Raw genomic sequence first — 18,804 nt, 5'->3', positions numbered from 1 at the left:
GTGTGGGTTTGCCGGGAGTGGTGCGCTTTGATTTGGAATCACACTATGAAATTAAATACGCGTAAGACCGCGGTTGCTTCCTTGGTTGGAGCCGCGCTACTTTGCTCTCCCTACTTAGCTTTTGCACAGGAAGAAGCAGACTCTCAAGAGGCTGAAGCTAGAGACGTTGAACTTATCCTAGTGACAGGTAGTTTCGTTCGACGTAGCGAAAACTTTGAATCCCCATCTCCACTTGCAGTGGTTGATAGTGTTGCTATTGATTCGATTGGTGCAAAAAACATTGCCGATATCACGCAAACACTCACCATTAACACAGGTGCAGAGAATAACCCTGACGCATTTACACAGAACGCAACTGCAGGCACGTCGAATATTAACTTGCGCGGCTTGGGCGTTGCGTCAACCTTGGTGTTATTGAACAACAAACGTCAGGTAGTCAATGCTCAACCAACCAATGAAGGCTTGAACTTTGTCGATACTAGCTCGCTAGTTCCCATGATTGCCATCGATCGTATGGAAGTTGTGAAAGACGGAGCTTCAGCGCTGTATGGCTCAGATGCAGTTGCCGGTGTGGTTAACTTCATCACCAAACGTGATTACGATGGCGCTATGGTGACCGTTGATTATCAAGACGGTGCTCACGGCGACAATAAAGAATATATTTTACAAGGTTTGTGGGGTGCTAGCGGCGATAACGGCAGCGTCATTGCCGCAATTAGCTACACAAATCGCTCACCACTGTTTATCAGTGATAGACGTTTAAGTCGTCCGCAGGACGATACCAGTGCACTAGGTAATCCTGCTTCTTATTTCTTAAACATTCCTGGAGTAGGAGCTCTGCCAATCATCGACCCTTATGGTTGTGAAGAGCTAGGTGGATATCCAAACTTATTAGCGCCAAGTGGCACTATTCCTGGATTAGAAGTTGGTTTATGTGGTTTTGACTTTGGTCCATTCTATTCTTATGTGCCAGATGAAAGCAGAATAAATGCCTACACCCGTGCGATGTACGAGTTTAGTGATGATATTACATGGACCACTGAAATTGGTATGGCACGTAATCGTGCAGAGCGTGGTGGTGCACCTAGCTTCCCAATTTTGACTTCGCCCATAGTGCCAGACTATCACCCACAGAATCCATTTGGTCAGCCAGTTGCTTTCTTCGGTCGAGCTGAAGGTAACGGTTTCCCCGGAGACCCAGCTAACACAGAATCTGATACTTTCCGTTTCAGTACCAACCTTCAAGGTGTAACCGACACAGGTTTCTGGGAAGTAAGCTATACACGTGCTGTGAACAACTTTATGTTCTCAGTTCCTGATGTTTTGAACACTGAATTCCAATTAGCGCTGCTAGGTTTTGGTGGATCTTCTTGTAACCCGATTACAGGTACACCAGGACAGGGTGATTGTGAGTTTTACAATCCGTTTGCTACCTCATATTCGAGCGCACCTAACTCACAAAACGTCATCGATTCATTTACTGGTAAGCAGGTGATTGATTCACAGGCAGACCTTGAAGTATTTGAAGCCTTTACGTCATTTGATACCTTTGAAATGGGCGGTGGCTATGCGGCGCTTGCGCTGGGGGTTCAGTATCGTGAAGAAAAGCTGACTCAAGATTACGATGAGCTATCAAACCAAGACAGCTTCACCTTTGTTATTGGTAACCCAGATATTGATGGTAGCCAAGATGTCTGGGCGGCCTTTGGTGAATTGGCCCTTCCCGTAAGTGACGATTTAGACGTCCAGATTGCCCTTCGTTACGAGGACTACGGCGGCTCTATTGGTAGTACGGTAGATCCAAAACTGGCGGTGTCGTATCGCGCGTCTGATTCGTTATCTTTGCGTGGCTCTATTTCAACATCGTTCAGAGCACCTACGGTATTCTTAGCCCAGGGTGGTGCTACGTCGTTACAACAATTGGTAGATCCAGTACAGCAGGCGCAGGCGTTTGTGGCTGTGCGTACTTCGGGTAACTCTGACCTTAAGCCAGAAGAATCTACAGCCTATAATGTGGGCTTCTCATTTGAGCCATTCAGAGACTTGTCATTCGAAGTGGATTATTGGAACTTTGAATTCGAAGATCTGATTATTCAAGAGAATGCACAAGCTGTACTCAATGATGATCCAACCAACCCAGACCGCATTGTTCGTGCTGGCGATCCATTGACAGGGCCACTGCTTCAAATTAATAACACCTACGTGAATGCGAGTTCGCTGGAAACTTCAGGTTTAGACTTTGTTGCAAGTTACAAAATTGAGACAGAGATGGGCGTGTTCACTCCATCACTTCATTCAACTTACATTACTAAGTACGACTTAGACGACCCTCAAGCAGGTATGATTGATGGTGCGGGTCGTCGTAACTTTAACAATATTGGTGTGTCTTCTCCTGAATTGAGAATGAACCTCGGGCTTGCGTGGTCTCATGATGTGCATGCAGCAAACATTTTCGTTCGCTATATCTCATCATACGACGATGACCAAAACTGCTCGGATGGTACATCAAACCTTACAGGTTGTGCTGATGGATTCTACGAAGTTGATAGTCATCTAACTGTAGACGCCCAGTACAATATTGATTTAGGTTCTGTGTTTGATACTGACCAAAGTTATGTACTTACCGTAGGTGGAATCAACTTGTTTGACGAAGATCCTCCTCAATTATTTACTAACAGTGGTTTTGACTCCAAAGTTCACGACCCTCGTGGACGTCAAATCTATGCAAGACTGGCAATCGAGTTTTAGTTGCTAGCATTGTTTACAATGAAAAGGTCGGCTATGCCGGCCTTTTTTTGTAAAGAAATCAAACCGCAGTGGTTTTTTAAATGTATATCCTAATGCTGACTTTCAAGATTTTTATTGCTTAGATTGTAAAAAACATTTGGAAAATCGAACATGGTCGAAAAATTAAGCCCTCAAGAGATTGAGTCAAAATTAGAAACGTTAAACACCTTGGTTACTGATGGAACATCATGGGTGTTAGAAGGTGATGCGCTAAGAAAATCATTCAAGTTTAAAAGTTTTATTCGCGCTTTTGGTTGGATGTCACAAATGGCTATATGGGCAGAAAAGCTCAATCATCATCCAGAATGGTACAATGTGTACAATAAAGTTGATGTAAGACTGACCACACATGACGCTGATGGAATCAGTGAACTTGACTTTAAACTGGCAGAAAAAATGGAAAAGTTTTTCTAAAAGCCCATGTTCACGCCATTGTTTGATGCTTTGATGAACAAAGCGCACAAATAGTGAGCGAGCGTTCAGAAAAATGCAATATTTCGATGCTAAAGCCTTGTGTTAGCAAAGTGCCTATGTATAATACGCACCACGTTGAAGGGAGGCGATATAACAAACGCTAATTCAACGAATTTTCTGGCGCGGGATGGAGCAGTCTGGTAGCTCGTCGGGCTCATAACCCGAAGGTCGTAGGTTCAAATCCTGCTCCCGCAACCACATCGAAGCCTCAGCATTTGCTGGGGCTTTTTTGTTTCTTTTGTCCTAACTGGCACGAGCGATTGATACAGGTACACCATTCAATACCGCGTTTCCAGAGAGCTCATCCACGGCCATTTCGTCGGTTAATGCATTAACATTCGCCCCCGCGTTTTGACTTGCCACCTGCCATGTAATGCCTTTTTTGTTATGACCCCAGCCATGGGGGATGGAAATAACGCCTGGCATGATTTTGTCAGTAATTTCTGCTTCAACGGTTACTTGTCCCACGCGGGATGTTACTACTATTTGGTCGCCATCTGCGATAGCGTGAACTTTTGCATCTTTTGGATGGATTTGTGCGCTACAGCGGTTGCTCCCTTTATGCATTCTGGGGCTATTGTGTAACCAGGAATTGTTGGTTTTGAGATGTCTGCGACCAATCAACATCAGGGGTGAATTACCCTTGTCTGATTTAGGGGTAAAGAAGTGTTCTTCGACCCGTGGCAAATCTCCCATAAAATAATCAAATTCAAGGGGGATTTTTTTATCACCGTGAAAAATTGCATCGGGTAAGGCTGGTTGAAGCGGTCCAAGGTCAATACCATGAGGGTTAGCTTTTACTTTTTCTAACGTCAAGTTGTGCTCTTCTGCACCATACTTACCGTTGCGTAATAAATCATCGATAACGCCGCTAGGTTTCTTGTCCCACAAATGTTTATAGTGCTTGGTTGGCTTACCATTGAGTTCATCGAGCTTTTCAGCCAAGCTAAGGTAAATCTGCCAGTCGGTGAGATGCTCATCGCTAACCTCAACCACAGGTTCTGAATAGGTCACGTAATTGCGTACCGCAAAGTTATGGAAAACCAAGTCAAAATGGTCTCTCTCAAGTCCTGTGACTGGCGGCAAAATAATATCTGCATGGCGCGTGCTTTCTGTCACATAGAAGTCTACCGCCACCATAAATTCTAACTGTTCGAAAGCTTGGTCAAGCTGTTCAGCGTTAGGTGTTGTCAGCACTGGATTTCCCGCACCTAACACCATAGCTTTGATTTGGCCTTCACCTGTTGTGGTGATCTCTTCTGCAAGGCAGGAAACCGGGTATTCTCCGCCAAAAGCGGGCAAGCCTCTGACTCTGGAGGTATATTTTCCCATGCTACCTGGCCCAGCAACGGCAAGGATATCTGCCGCAGGTTGGGTAAACATCATGCCACCTCGTCTATCCAGATTACCGGTGAGGATATTAAACAACATGATGAGGTACTGGGTGAGGGTACCAAACACCTGGACGCTTGCGCCCATGCGTCCGTAACATACCGCTGACTTTGCTTCGCAAAAATCAATGACCAACTGTTCGATTGTTTGAGCGTTAATTCCTGTGTGCGAGGCTACTCTTTCAGGTGTATAGTGGGCTGTGTAGTCCTTAATAGCGTCAATGTCGGGAATATACTGTTTTATCCCATCCCAATTGGTGAGGTTTTTTCGGTAAAGGGTATTAATCATTGCTAACAGCAGTAATACATCTGATCCGGGCTTAATAAAGTGGTGCTCGCAACTGATATCTGCGGTTTCAGATTGTTTGGGGTCGATGACTACTATCTTGCCGCCGCGCTTCTGAATGTCTTTGAGGCGCTTTTTCACATTTGGCACTGTCATAATACTGCCATTTGAAGCTAGCGGATTTCCTCCAATAATCATGAAGTGGTTAGTATGATCGACGTCGGGGATAGGAATTTGCGACATATGACCAAAGAGCTTTCTGCACACAATGTGATGGGGAAGCTGGTCAACCGACGTTGCCGAGTAACGGTTGTGTGTTTTTAGTGCACGATAAAAGTAAGGCCCAAACAGCATAGAACCCATGTTGTGAGAGTTCGGATTACCAAGGTAAATTCCCACCGAGTTGTTACCGTGTGCTTGTTGAATATCATGTAATTTTTGAGCGGTAACGCCGAAGGCTTCCTCCCAACTGATAGCAACCCACTTATCTCCGTCTTTGCGAACAGGCGTTTTAAGTCGGTCTGTGTCGTCGTAAAGATCCTTCAAGGCTGATGCTTTAGGGCAGATGTAACCTTGGCTGAACGGGTTTTCTCTGTCACCTTTAATCGACAGGATCTCCTGCCCCTGTGTTTTGACTTCTATGCCACACATCGCCTCGCATAACGTACACGTTGAATAGTGGGTTTTGGAGGCATTTTTTGCGCTAACATTACTCATTTACAACACCGTGAAACTAATCATTGGACTATCAAAATTAGCGATTGTTGTATTAATACACAAGTATCATTGATGGTGATGGTTGAACGCTTCCCAATACGTTATACCACCAATCGACCAGAGCTAATCAAACCAGACAACAAACCTATACCACCCATCACTGGACCGGCCCAATTAGCTAACTTGCGTCGCCAACTATTGTCGGTAGGTGCAATGCACCACTTACCTGAATTTTTTAGCCCGGCTTTAGCCGATAGCAATTGCATTGCTTCGATAAGTCTTACCAAGCCAATCGCAAATAACGCATAACTTAAAACCGGGCCCCACCAACCATGTGTGAATTCATAGCTCAGTGTTATCAGTGCGCCAAACAATAAAATCCACAGGAACATGAAATTTCTGACCCGAATGATTTGGGTGCGGTATGTATCATCGGAAATTCGATTGAGTACCATTTTTGTGCTTAAAAACACTGCACCTATTGCCATAATAGCGCCCAAAAATGCGCCTCCTAGCAGTGCAACTATCTTCGCAAAAATGCTTGTTTGCGTAGCCGACACTGAAGCTCCCAGTGTTGTGGCCGCTGCTGGACTTGTCGCACTCACTAAGTTTGCGATGAGAGTAGTAAAACCTATACCCGGCGCAGTGCTTAAAATTAATTTTCCGTGCTTAGCTAACCAATCTTCCTTGAGTCGCTGGCGGGCACGAGATATCTTCTGACGCACGTTTGCTTCCGAAAGTTCTAAAAGACGCGCGACTTGCTGTGTGGATTGCTCCTCTCTGTAGTACAGCAGAATGAGTTCTCTGGATTCGCTGGGTAGCTCATCAATAAAACGTGCTAAGTCTGTTTTTATCTGACGCTCGCTCAACGCCAGATCACCCTCTAAAATTTCACTTTCAATGGACGCAATAACGTCATCTGCATGTTCGCTTGATAAACGTTGTTCAACTTTGTTGTCACGTAAATAGTTTATTGCGGTATAGCGCGTTATTTGACGCAACCATGGTAAAAAACTTTGAGTTTTTTGTAATTGAGGTAACTGCTGCCATACTTTTATGTATGCTTGCTGTGCAACGTCCTCACTCGCATCCACGTCTTTTACTATAGACAAGGCAATAGCGGTGGTGGCATTTTGCGTCGCCTTGACCAATTCAGAGAATGCCATCTGATCGCCGTTTTTAGCAAAGTCTACATGTTGAGCTAATACATCAATCCGCATTACTCAACCTCCTGTATTGCAGCTTTAATTTGGGTCAACAGCCATTGGGGATCATCATACATAATAAAATGGCGAGATTGTGTATTCATCGTCACGTTTGCGTTTAACGCGTTGCTGAGTTCCCGTTGGTATAACGCTTCCGCATTTTGTTTCATCTCTTCATTGGTAAAGCCCCCTGATGCACCTAACAGAGTAATTTGCGCAGAGACATTTGACAATTTGTCTCGCAAGTCAGTCGTCATAATGGTGTAAATTGCATCAGATGCCGTCGCTGGGTCAGACATGGCTGCCATCTCTAGTATTGTTGCCTGATGTTCCCCCGCTTCAGCTTGGTGGTGGATGCCTCTTTGTGCTGCCATACGCATTCCCGCTGAGTCGAGTTCCGAATAAAAGGATTGCAGGAAACTAGCTTGTGAGGATAGATCGGAAACGGTGACCTCTGAACTTTGTGTAAAAACTGGTCCAATAAAGGGTAAGCCATCAACAGACACCACCGCGGTTATAGTGTCTTTATCTTCGGTAGCTAACCATATACCCATAAATCCACCCAAGCTGTGCCCAACAATAACAACATCCTTTAGGTTTTTGTTTTTATGTAACCGAGTAATTGTTCTCTTAACTCTTTAAGTGAAGGCGCTTGTGATTTAGGAGTACTTCCGAACCCTGCAATACTTATGCGATGAAGTTCAAACTGTGTTGAAAGTGGGATTGCTATATCATCCCAAACACGCTGATCAGAGAGAAAGCCGGGTATGAGCAGCACCGGTGTACCTTCTCCAACTACGTCTACATTGAAACGAACTGGCGATTTTGAGGCCGCAGCTGTGTCTGTGAACACTAAAATTGTTAGGGCTATAAGTAATGGTAAAACATTCATTTTTGGACTCCGTAAAATTGGCTATCAATACGAAGTCACGATGAATCGACAAGGTGTGACAAAATTTATGAAAAAATTTAGGTTGAACGTAATTAGCGGTCAGATTTTGTAACAGTACTCAATTCGATTTTATTTTCCTTTTTTAACATCGTGGTATGAAGACAGCCAGCCAAAATGAGGATTCCCATTACTGAGATTATGTGATGTTCAATTATGCCGAAAAGTAATGCATAAAATGCCCCTAAGCCCAGCAGTACTATGCCTACGATAGTGTTACCAGAGGCTACATAAGACGTGCGCTCGCCAGCGTCAGCAATATCTAAAATATAAGTCTTTCTTCCGTTTCTGATACCCGCATAGCCAACGTTAAGTAAAAAGAAACACAAGACTGCTGCAACACTGTTTAATTGAGAAAATAAAACAAACAAGGTGCAAGATACTACACAAATGAAGCCGCCGATCAGTAAGGATCTTATCGCACTTTTGTCTGACAACAATCCCCATAAATATGATGAGGTAAATGTCGCGACAGCGCTTGCTGCGATAAAAAAGGGCAGTGTGAATTCAGAGTGTTCTTCGTTCATAGAAAGGGTGACAAAGAAAGGCGCGACTAGTGCCCCATGAAGAAAAAGGCATCGGCTCATCACTAAGTGTTTTAAGTCATTATTAGTGCGTACTAGGTTGAACAAATCTAAGAGACGATTATTGCCATTTGAATCTACTTTGACTTTTGCACTAACGCTTCTAGAAAAAAATAAGCTGCTTATTACTAATAGACTTGATATTCCAACAACAGAGACCAACAAACTATCGCCGATATTTTTTTGGCCAATCCAGAGAATTCCCGCTGAGAAAAGAGCGATTATGCCAGAAAGCGTAGCAACCATACCGGTTAATCTTCCTCGATTTCCCTTACTGACGTTGTGGCCCTGAATATCTTTCATTGTGAGTGAGCACAAAGACCGCCCAATACTCATAATCGACAGTAAAACCAGTATGGCTAATCCTGCCATAAGCGGTTGTAGAAATAAGACCGACGGGACCATAAAAGCAATACAAATGGATTGGATTACTGCGCCCCCTCGCCATAAAGCGACACGATTTTGAATATGAGACGTACCATTTTTAATGGGCCACTGTGGGATAAGGGCACCAGATTCACGAATAGGCACTAACACAGAAATCATCCAACTAGGTGCCCCGATAGACATTAAAATCCAAGGAAGCGTTGTACTCGCGGAAAGCAGTGTATCCGCTAGCTTAGTACATGTTTGTATGGTGACCAAACGTGCAAATATTGCTGGGTTAGAGATTTTTGTTGGCACACAATATCCATATGGTTGAATGATGAGTATGTCTGATAAGGACTTCAGTTGATCTGTCGCTATATATAATGTCAGCTATTTGGGTACATCATTCATACGCCGTAAAACCATATTTGGACTCTTGAGTTGAGAGGTTTATTACTCCACGAGCTGGCCGCAAAAAACACCAATACTCTATTTTTGGTTGCTTTTGCTTGTAATTGACTTTATTTGAACGTAATGTTGCGAAAATGTATCAATATTGGTTTTAGTGCGATTATAAAACGGTAGTTCATTTAAATGTCACCCCTATGCTCAGCTCAACTGTGTCTTCAAATCATTATTTAGCTGCTGTCTGTGCCCATCAGACTGGAGTAAACAACGCCAATAGTGCCGAAGTATTTAAAGTCTTGTTCGAAAAAGACAGACGACGTTTGTACGCCTATATTTTTGCCTTTGTGAGTGATAGAGCTATCGCCGATGATGTATTTCAAGAAACCAGTCTCACACTGTGGAAAGAGTTTGATAAGTTTGAACTTGGCACCAATTTTTCGAAATGGGCAAATGTCATTGCGTTTAATCGCATAAGACGGATGCGTCAAGAAAAAGGTAAATATCAACTCGGATTGAGCGAAGATTTCCTCACTGAGTTCAACAATAACATGGCGCAATTTGATACGGATATGGTAACTAAAGAGAAGCGCTGGCAACAATTAGAGCAGTGTTGCGCTTTGTTATCTTCGCCACTGAAAAGCATTTATCAAGGCTTTTACGTACAAAATTTAACCGCGCAAAACATTGCCGATAACACGGGACGTTCTATTCACGCCATCCGTAAATCAGTGCATAAACTTCGAAAACGCTTATTTGATTGCGTTGACAAGCATACCAGTGGAATAGACCAGTGAGTCGGAGTGATAAGTTCAGTTCGGTTCGCGAGATTGCAGACGCAGTATGTTCAGATATAGCTACACCTGAGCAATTGGAAGCGCTAGAGCACATGTTACATGGCAACGTGGAAGCTCAGCGTTTTTACTATGATTACATTGCCATGCACATGCAATTGAGCCAGTGTGAGGGTCCTGATCTGGAACTTGTTTTCCGGAGGACCACAGAAGAACTTGTGTTTAGGCCTAGTCACTCTGAGCATCGCGACACACCTCACGTGATGTCAGTTGACGCCGCGCCAAGCAGAAAGAAAAGCCATTGGTTGATTGTACCAATTGTTATCGCGGTTGTTATGCTGTGTATGTTTATTGGCTATCGTTACCTTTCATCAAGTTCACCGTACATCGCAGAGTTGTCGGATGGCAGTCTAGAAACCATAGGACAGGGCATAATACTGGGAGACAAGCTTGTCGCTGGAAACTATCGAACACTTCAACCAACAAGAGTGCGGCTTGGCAATGGTAATATTTTACATCTATCGGCTAATGCTGAGTTTAAGCTTTTTAATCGCCAAGAATTAACTTTTTACAGCGGGATGATAGAGGTAGAGAGTACGACTGGGCAAAATACACTCGTGCACAGTGATAGCTTTACGCTCGACACCAATGGAAGCGATTTAGCGGTGACAGTGGACAATGAACAGTTTGAACTGTTGACTGGAGAGTCAACTTTAATTCAACCTAAGCGGTGGAAGCCCAAACATTATTGGCCTTTTGAGGGCGCTAGTGATCGCGTTATTGATACTTCCGGTGATGCTCATGGTTTTACTGGCCCAGCTGCTCGTAGAATAGATGGTTTGGTTGGCACGGGAGCCTTTGCGTTTGATAATTCGGCTGATGCGCGTATTGATGTGGGGAGCGGTGGCGGAAACGCGCCAGGAACTGGTTCTTTTGCCGTGTCTGATGGTGTCACAATAGAAGCGCTCATTCGACCCTCATATACAGGAAAGTTTGGTGACATAGATGAGATTTTTCGCAAAGACAACGGCGACCAAGAACTACGTATGTTACTCAGTTTTCAACACGACAGAGGAAAGGCCTACCTTAAACCAGAGGGCGATTTTGCTCAGAGTCTAAGTTTCGGATTATATATCTTGGGGCAGGGCTACCATGAGTTGAAGCTCCCTCTCGATGGCAAAAACGGTAGGCCATCTTTAGCAGAAATAAATAACGGGAATTCTTATCATGTTGTTGCGACTTACCAAGTGAATACCGGGAGAAAGTCTATTTTTATCAATGGTATTGAGCTTGCTAGCTATCAATACATTCCCGGTTCAAAAGTACTCAGTGGAGGGCCGGGAACCGCTGCTGTAGGTAACAATCCTGCTCAGCATCGATGGCACATAGAGGCATTTAATGGCGTGATTGATGAAGTGGCGTTCTACGACTTTGCTTTGACACCCTGGGCAATAAAGCAGCATTTTTCTGAAGTTCAAAAAGGCAACAATTATTTCGGATTGTCTTCCAATCAAGACAACCTGCCGGAGAATGTGAAAATACCCCTAAGTCCCAACAGCACCTATGTCATCGACCCAGTAACTGGGCTACCAGATAGCATGAAATCTTCTGAATAGTGGGGTAGTAGTTTCTACTATCATTCGCTATTCCTGTAACAACATGTAGCTCCACTATATTTATTACAGGTTTTTTATGGCATTGCGTTTTATTCTCTCAGGAGTCTGTGGACTTTTCATTTTCTCTCAAACTGTACTTGCTAGCGCAGTCGAATGGAATGCGGAATGGATTTGGACTAAAGAGAGGTTTACCGAGCCAAATACATGGACTGCGATGCGCAAGACTATCGTCATCAATGAACCCACATCCGTTGCTTTTGCTCACATTAGCGCAGATACCAAATATTGGTTATGGATAAACGGTGAGCAGGTAGTGTTTGAGGGGAGCTACACCGGCGGCCCTAGCCCTGTTAAGGCGTCTCCTCGAGTCGATTTTTATGCCATTGCTTCTAACAAATATTATGACACCATTGATATTGGCCCTTTTTTAAAGGCCGGTGAGAATACGGTTTCGGCGCTTGTATGGTATTACGGAGACGACGGACAAAAAGGCACGCACATCTCATCACATCAAGGCGGCTTTATATTTCAAGCCGATGTGGGTGAGCAGCAAATAGTGTCTGATGCGACTTGGAAAGTGACACGACATGAGGCTTATCGGCAAGATATTGAGAAAAAGCCGCCTTATCGTATTGCTGCTTGGAGTATTCACTATGACGCTAACCAAGATATGCATGATTGGACAAACAGTGCGTGGTATATGCCAGGCTACAATGATGACCATTGGAGTGAGCCAAAGACTATCCGTACACCACCTAAAGCGCCATTCTTCAATTTGTACCCCAGTGAAATTCCTCCACTCACTAACCATGGTCTTGCCAATTGTACTAATTATCCCGAAGGTACTTTTCCTTTCGTTACTGACGGGCAAACGATTCACTGCACGCTCGATTTCAACAAGAACTTTACCCCCTATTTAGACATAGAGGCGAGTGGTGGGGAAAAGATACATATCAAATCTAATATGCGTCTAAACACCATAGATGCCACCTACATTGCCAAACCTGGACGACAACAATTTGAATCCTATTCGTGGAGCAACGGCCGTACTATCGAATTCAATATACCTAAAGGCGTTGTAGTTCACGGCTTAAAATATCGATGGACTGGGGTAGGCGATACACCAGGGCACTTTGAATCAGATGATCCTTGGTTAACCCGTATTTGGCAAATGGCTGAAAATACTTTGTATATCTGTGCAAGAGACAACTTCATGGACACGCCAGACAGAGAACGAGGGTTATGGATCGGCGACGTGGCTGACCAAGCGAGCTATCTATTTTACTCCATGGATGAGCCAGGTCGTAACCTTCTAAAGAAGGCGATTAAGGTAACACTGGCATTTAGTGACAGCGAGTCAGGTATTTTTGCTGGCTTGGGACCCGGACGTTTTCGCGAACTACCTGCACAGAGCCTACAGTTTATCGAACAAGGTATCTGGCACTACTACTTTAACACGGGCGACATTGACACCTTGGCGTTTGCTTATCCTTATGTTCACCGTTATCTCACCTTGTGGGCAATCAAAGAGGATGGTTTAGCAACTTTCAGAAATGGAGCATGGAAGTGGACAGATTGGGGACCACAAGACACGATTGATTATCCCGTTATACAAAATGCGCTCTATTACAGTGCTCTCGTCTCTGCGCGAAAAATGGCTATTGAACTAGATGACAAAGAACATATCGCGTTTTATGACGAGCGTATTCGGTCCATTAAATCCGCTTATCAACGCCACTACTGGAAGCATGGTTATTTCAGTAGTGACGCAAGCCAGTTTAAAGACGATAGAGCTAACGCAGTAGCGATATTGTTCGGCTTAGCAGAGCCTGAACAATATCAAGATATCGTTGATAATGTCCTTGTGCCTAACCAATTTGCGAGTCCACATTTTGAATGGATGGTGTACAACGCCATGGCAATTGCACAGCGCTATGATGATGCGCTGACTCGAATGAAATCTCGTTACGGCGAGCAGGTTAACAACCCAGAACTGTCTACTTTAGCTGAATACCTTCCTGCTAGAGGAACGGAGAATCATGCCTGGAATGCACCAAGTACCGTGCTGAGTCAGTATATTGCGGGGATAAGCCCAACCTCAGTGGGGTGGAAGACCTATGAGATCATGCCGAACCTGGCACACTTGACTAGAGTTGAACAGCGGGTACCCAGCATCAATGGTGATGTTTCTTTTGAACTTGAGAAAGATGAAAGTGAAATCCGAATCAATCTAATATCTCCCGAGGAAACTGTCGCGACGCTGGGTATTCCGTCCGATTATTTTGATATTGGTGATGTGAAAATCAATGGGCATATCTTGTCTCGCAGTGATATTCAAAGCGAAAGCTTAAGTGACGTAACCTGGCTAGGGGAAACAGATAAATATTTTAAAATAGCACTTCCCGCTGGAAAGTGGTCGATTGTGGCGCGTAAACAGCAATGAGATTGTTAAACCATAATTTGCACCCCACTACATGTTTGGCATGGGGATTACTTTTCGTATTTTTTGCGAATATTGGTGGTTGTAAACACCAACAGTCCGTCGACGCGTTGTTGAGTCCAGCGCCCATTGCGTTAAAAGTGAATGAAGGGTTCGTTGAGCCTTTGGGCTTTTATGATGCCAAACCTCGATTCTCTTGGCGGTTACCCAGTAATGGTAAGGCCTTAAGTCAAGGGGCGTATCAGGTCTTAGTGGCGAGCAGTGAGCGATTGCTTCTTACAGAACCTGATCTTTGGGATAGCGGCAAACAACATACCTCTCAAAGTACGTTTGTCCTCTACGAAGGCGCACCACTGATGTCTCGACAACGGGTGTTTTGGCGGGTTCGTTATTGGAATGAGGCGGGCGATGTCTCTGAGTGGAGCGTGCCATCGAGCATCGAACTCGGTTTGCTAGCCAACAGTGATTGGCAAGCACAGTGGATTGAGATTCAACAAGATCAACCCGTGCAATTGGACCAATTTGAAACACCGATACACATTCCTCAGTATTTACGCAAAGGCTTTACAGTATCGGGTAGGGTGAAAAAAGCACGTTTATACGTAACGGCAAAAGGTGTATTTATTGCTTATTTGAACGGTCAACGGATAGGTGAAGATGTACTTACGCCTGGCTATACGCCTTATGATACGCGAATCGAAACACTGACCTATGATGTTACTCAGCAACTTCGAGAGGGATCGAATGCGCTAGGTTTACAGCTTGCCGAAGGCTGGTATGCAGGACGTTTTGGGCCAAAGCGTCATTGGCATAAAAAACGAGAGATAACACCCCAAGCCATCGCCCAGCTAGAAATCGAGTTTGAAGATGGAACAACAACGGTAATCACCACAGATAATCGGTGGCGCGCATCGCAACAAGGGCCAGTGCGTTCATCGGAGTTATATGATGGCGAAAGCTATGACGCGAATTTCGACTTTTCTGGCGCCGAGTATCACTGGAGTGATCCACGGTTTAATGATAATCACTGGCAAGGTGTTCAAGCGAACGCTATTGATAATGACATTTTACTCCAACCGAAACGCCATTTTACCTCGGTAAATAAACAGTTATTACCCGCTATCGCAATAACTCAAATAGACGACAAGATCGTCTATGATTTAGGACAAAACATGGTGGGCGTGGTGCGTATTCAATTGCCAATGCGCGAGGGCCAAACGCTGACCATGAAGTTTGCTGAGGGAGTAAATCCAGACGGTTCAATCTACACACGGAATTTAGGTAGTGCACGACAAACCGATACGTATACCGCATCTGAAGACGGTATTGTTGAATGGCAACCTCAATTTACCTTTCATGGTTTCCGCTACGTTGAAATCAGTGGTTTCGATACGTCAGTAACGCCACAACTATCCTGGCTGACGGGAGTCGTGCAGTACACTGATTTTGAATTAACCGGCAATTTAAATACATCAAACACTGCGCTAAACCAACTGCAATCTAACATTGAGTGGGGCTTAAAAGGTAATTTTCTTGATATTCCCACTGATTGCCCACAGCGCTCAGAGCGCCTAGGGTGGACTGGCGACGCATTGGCTTTTACGCCAACATCACTGTTCATCGCTGATAGCCATGGATTTTGGGCAGCGTGGTTACAGTCTGTAAGAGAAGAGCAATTCGACAATCACGGTGTGCCTGTGGTGGTGCCCAATGAAGTTGGTGATATTGTTCAAGCGGGTTGGTCCGATGCTGCCGTTACTATCCCTTGGGATGTGTATTGGCGAACAGGAGATGTGCAAATACTCCGCGACAACTATGACATGATGAAGCGGTGGATAACCTATCATGAAGGTCAGTTGGAAGAGGGCATCAGTACCATGTGGACTGTGGGCGATTGGTTACAGCCTTATTCAACACGAGAGGATAGTCGGCGAGGAGAGACGGATCACAGCCTCATTTCAACGGCATTCTATGCTCGCTCTCTTGATATCACGGCTCGAACGGCACGTGTACTCGGTGAAGTAGCGGACAGCCAGCGCTATCGTGATCAATTCAATCAAGTTAAACAGGTTTTTCAGTCGTACTTTTTTGATCATGACGGAAAGCTTAAAGTCGGTGAGCAAACGCAAACAGCTTACCTTTTGGCGATTGGATTTGACTTACTTGATGAGCAAATGACGTTAAAATCTGTGCGTCATTTGCTATCACAATTTGATATTGCTGGTGGTCATTTGCGTACGGGGTTTCTGGGTACACCACTGATAGCACCGGTGTTGGAAAAAGTAGGACGTGCTGATGTGGCTTTTGATTTGGTATTCAAAGAATCGTATCCGTCATGGTTATTTTCCATAACGCAAGGTGCGACAACAATGTGGGAACGTTGGGATGGTTACACCCATGAAAACGGTTACGCTAAGCGCGCTGGCTCACTTAACCATTATGCGTATGGTGCTATTGGTCAATGGTTGTATGATCGTATGGCAGGAATTAGTCCGATAGAAGCGGGATACAAGAAGATTCGCATTGCGCCACTTGTCACCGAGTATTTAACTTTTGCAGAAGCGAACTATATGTCGTTGTTTGGAGAAATCCGCTCGTCATGGACACGTAATGCAGGAGGACTCATTATGGAAGTCACCATACCTCCTAACAGTCGAGCAGTCATTGAAATTCCTCAATACTATTATAAAAAAAGCAGTACGTTGACCGAGCAAAAGCAGGAGGTCCTTGGCACAAAGATTAGTATCAATGGGCAAAGTATTACTAGCGCTGCTGATGTGACGCTGTTGAGTGCGTCGTTAGCGACTACGTCCATTGAAGTAGGGTCGGGAGACTACAAGATTGAGGTCGTGCACTAGCGAGGTAAGTTTTGTACTTAAACACTGGTATGTAGTAGTATTCACTCAAATGTAGTCACTATAAATCATTTGTTGATGGGAACCACTCAATGAAAATTGCCTTGATGAACGAGTTTAGCCAAGCGGCTAAAAATCCAATTGTTTTAGAACAACTAACAAGTGTGGCTAGCACGCTAGGTCACGATGTTTACAATGTGGGAATGAATGGCGATACGGATCACCGACTCACCTATATCCACTTGGGTGTTATTGCAAGCTTGCTGTTAAACAGCAAAGCAGTAGACTTTGTTGTCGCGGGTTGTGGTACAGGGCAGGGCGCTATGATGTCACTTAACGCATATCCAGGTGTGACTTGCGGTTACTGTATCGAACCTTCCGATGCCTTCTTATTTTCTCAAATCAATAATGGTAACGCCTTATCGCTTCCCTTCGCTAAAGGCTTTGGATGGGGTGCCGAATTGAATATGAAATACATTTTCGAGAAAGCCTTTGAGGGCGAGCGAGGATTAGGGTACCCACGAGAATTCTACGAGTCACAATCAACCAATGCGGGCTTACTGGGCGACGTGAAAGCTGCAATGAGCAAAGCTTATCTAGACGGATTGAAAACGATAGACCAGGAAATCGTGAAGCACGCGATTGCCGGCCCTCGATTCCAAGAGTGTTTCTTTGCTAACAGTCAAGACGAGGCAATAACCGCTTACGTTCAGGGCCTTATCTAAGGTTTTAAGTTATCCACCTTGAAGTGTAATGCTCTCACTATGAGAGCATTACACTTGCCAAAAGCCGCTCTGGATATTGCCGTAGGTGACGATTGAGCACTTGCCAAAGCCCGGAATATCCATAGGTGGCACAATAACCTCAGCGCCAGATTGTGATGCAACAGTTACGGCCTTTTCAATATCTTCAACAAGATAGTACGGTCGGGATACGGGGTCTTCAGCGTCATGCATCGGCAATCTAATGCCCAACATGCCTCCCGAGTTCAATTTTGCTATACGTGCGTTTCCGAGTGCTGGTTCCGGCGCACTGAATTCACACATTAGTGCATCTGAATAACTAGCACACACCTGTTCAGCCTCGGGTGTTACGATTTCAAGATAATGAATAGTGATAGCGTCAGTCACATCTGTGCTCCTTCAGTAAATGATATGTTTAGGCATCATCCTCTGAGTCTGGTTTGTCCATCACTTCGATAACGAATCCACCAGTATTACGTTGGATTCTGTTGTACACGATACATGCGAAACCAAACCCTATATATGAAACTATGAAGTAAATTATTGGCATTGCAATATACATAAGGAAAAACTGACCGGGCATTTGTGGGCTCGCGCTTGCGGTGAAAAGTAACATGATGAAAATAAGCGGTATCATGGATAGCGCAACCAAAAGGGCCGCCACTTTTGCATTTTGATGTGCAGGAATGTTCATTATGACTTTTTTCATTTTATCGTCCTTTTTGATAACGTGTTTTGAATGACTGGATTAAACTGCCAAAGAGTTTGTTATTCCTCGTAAAGCTCAAGGGGCAGACCATCTGGGTCACTGAAAAACGTGAATTTTTTCCCTGTATATTCATCGACTCTGATCTCCTCAACTTCAACGCCTTTAGATACAAGGTAATCTCGAACCGCTTCAACAGACGTGACGTTAAAAGCCAAATGTCTTAAACCCTGAGCTTCCGGAAAACTCGGTCTTTCCGGCGCGTTTGGAAAAGAGAATAGTTCTACTTGGCTACCGTTGGGAAGTCTCAGGTCTAGCTTGTAAGAATTTCTGTGCGCTCGGTAATTTTCGGCAATGATGTCGAGGCCAACAACCGACGTATAGAAATGCTTAGACACCTCATAATCAGAACATATGATAGCTGCGTGATGTATTGAATTTAGCAAAAAAACTCCACTTATCTAAGTTGGGTTTACAGTTAAC

Annotated in this window: 15 protein-coding genes and 1 tRNA gene; 8 read left to right on the top strand and 8 right to left on the bottom strand. The window is 44.4% G+C overall.

The window, feature by feature from the left end; genetic code table 11:
• Positions 1-45 precede the first annotated feature (45 nt).
• The 3 genes from EYS00_RS16390 (at position 46) to EYS00_RS16380 (ending at position 3,459) form a co-directional block, all read left to right on the top strand.
• Entirely contained in the window at positions 46-2,748 is a 2,703-nt protein-coding gene (locus EYS00_RS16390; RefSeq protein WP_130638541.1) for a TonB-dependent receptor domain-containing protein, read from the top strand.
• A 150-nt stretch (positions 2,749-2,898) separates the two neighbouring features.
• Positions 2,899-3,201 carry a 4a-hydroxytetrahydrobiopterin dehydratase gene (locus EYS00_RS16385; protein WP_130638539.1) on the top strand — a complete coding sequence of 101 codons (303 nt, stop codon included), beginning with the start codon at positions 2,899-2,901 and terminating at the stop codon, positions 3,199-3,201.
• A 181-nt stretch (positions 3,202-3,382) separates the two neighbouring features.
• Positions 3,383-3,459 (top strand) — tRNA-Met (locus EYS00_RS16380).
• Positions 3,460-3,504: 45 nt separating this feature from the next.
• Here EYS00_RS16380 and EYS00_RS16375 read toward each other — a convergent pair.
• The 5 genes from EYS00_RS16375 to EYS00_RS16355 form a co-directional block, all read right to left on the bottom strand.
• A complete protein-coding gene (locus EYS00_RS16375) occupies positions 3,505-5,655 on the bottom strand; it encodes a molybdopterin oxidoreductase family protein (RefSeq protein WP_130638537.1) in 2,151 nt (716 codons plus the stop codon).
• Positions 5,656-5,756: 101 nt separating this feature from the next.
• Positions 5,757-6,875, bottom strand: a complete 1,119-nt coding sequence (locus tag EYS00_RS16370) for an RNA polymerase sigma factor (RefSeq protein WP_130638535.1) — start codon at positions 6,873-6,875, stop codon at positions 5,757-5,759.
• On the bottom strand, positions 6,875-7,414 hold the full coding sequence (locus EYS00_RS16365; protein WP_130638533.1) for a hypothetical protein: 540 nt from the start codon (positions 7,412-7,414) through the stop codon (positions 6,875-6,877). Before EYS00_RS16365 ends, EYS00_RS16370 begins: the two co-directional genes overlap by 1 nt.
• A gap of 38 nt (positions 7,415-7,452) precedes the next feature.
• Positions 7,453-7,752, bottom strand: a complete 300-nt coding sequence (locus EYS00_RS16360) for an alpha/beta fold hydrolase (protein WP_130638531.1) — start codon at positions 7,750-7,752, stop codon at positions 7,453-7,455.
• A 92-nt stretch (positions 7,753-7,844) separates the two neighbouring features.
• The gene (locus EYS00_RS16355; RefSeq protein ID WP_242618797.1) at positions 7,845-9,077 is read right to left on the bottom strand and encodes an MFS transporter; all 1,233 of its coding nucleotides are present in this window, start codon (positions 9,075-9,077) and stop codon (positions 7,845-7,847) included.
• 290 nt (positions 9,078-9,367) lie between these two features.
• Here EYS00_RS16355 and EYS00_RS16350 point away from each other — a divergent pair, with 290 nt between their 5' ends.
• From EYS00_RS16350 to EYS00_RS16330, 5 genes are all read left to right on the top strand, one after another.
• Positions 9,368-9,964, top strand: a complete 597-nt coding sequence (locus EYS00_RS16350) for a sigma-70 family RNA polymerase sigma factor (protein WP_130638529.1) — start codon at positions 9,368-9,370, stop codon at positions 9,962-9,964.
• Positions 9,961-11,577 (top strand): LamG-like jellyroll fold domain-containing protein, encoded by a 1,617-nt coding sequence (locus EYS00_RS16345; RefSeq protein ID WP_130638527.1) that lies wholly within the window; start codon positions 9,961-9,963, stop codon positions 11,575-11,577. The genes EYS00_RS16350 and EYS00_RS16345 overlap by 4 nt, the downstream gene beginning before the upstream one ends.
• Positions 11,578-11,653: 76 nt before the next feature.
• Entirely contained in the window at positions 11,654-14,020 is a 2,367-nt protein-coding gene (locus tag EYS00_RS16340) for an alpha-L-rhamnosidase N-terminal domain-containing protein (protein WP_130638525.1), read from the top strand.
• On the top strand, positions 14,017-16,875 hold the full coding sequence (locus tag EYS00_RS16335; RefSeq protein WP_130638523.1) for an alpha-L-rhamnosidase: 2,859 nt from the start codon (positions 14,017-14,019) through the stop codon (positions 16,873-16,875). Before EYS00_RS16340 ends, EYS00_RS16335 begins: the two co-directional genes overlap by 4 nt.
• Positions 16,876-16,964: 89 nt before the next feature.
• Entirely contained in the window at positions 16,965-17,597 is a 633-nt protein-coding gene (locus EYS00_RS16330) for an RpiB/LacA/LacB family sugar-phosphate isomerase (protein WP_130638521.1), read from the top strand.
• 48 nt (positions 17,598-17,645) lie between these two features.
• On the opposite strand, the gene EYS00_RS16325 is transcribed toward EYS00_RS16330, so the two are convergent.
• From EYS00_RS16325 to EYS00_RS16315, 3 genes are read right to left on the bottom strand one after another with little or no spacing between them, the layout of a single operon-like run.
• On the bottom strand, positions 17,646-18,002 hold the full coding sequence (locus tag EYS00_RS16325) for a VOC family protein (RefSeq protein WP_207301723.1): 357 nt from the start codon (positions 18,000-18,002) through the stop codon (positions 17,646-17,648).
• Between the two features lie 28 nt (positions 18,003-18,030).
• Positions 18,031-18,324, bottom strand: coding sequence for a hypothetical protein (locus tag EYS00_RS16320; RefSeq protein WP_130638519.1), 294 nt, complete (start codon positions 18,322-18,324; stop codon positions 18,031-18,033).
• A 59-nt stretch (positions 18,325-18,383) separates the two neighbouring features.
• Positions 18,384-18,767: a VOC family protein gene (locus EYS00_RS16315; RefSeq protein WP_130638517.1), complete on the bottom strand. Its 384-nt coding sequence runs from the start codon at positions 18,765-18,767 to the stop codon at positions 18,384-18,386.
• Between the last annotated feature and the right edge of the window lie 37 nt (positions 18,768-18,804).

This window comes from Alteromonas sp. KUL49 (assembly GCF_006538345.1).
Classification (GTDB): domain Bacteria; phylum Pseudomonadota; class Gammaproteobacteria; order Enterobacterales; family Alteromonadaceae; genus Alteromonas.
The sequence above is the reverse complement of the archived record's forward strand: the minus strand, read 5'-3'. Positions and strand labels throughout refer to the sequence as shown.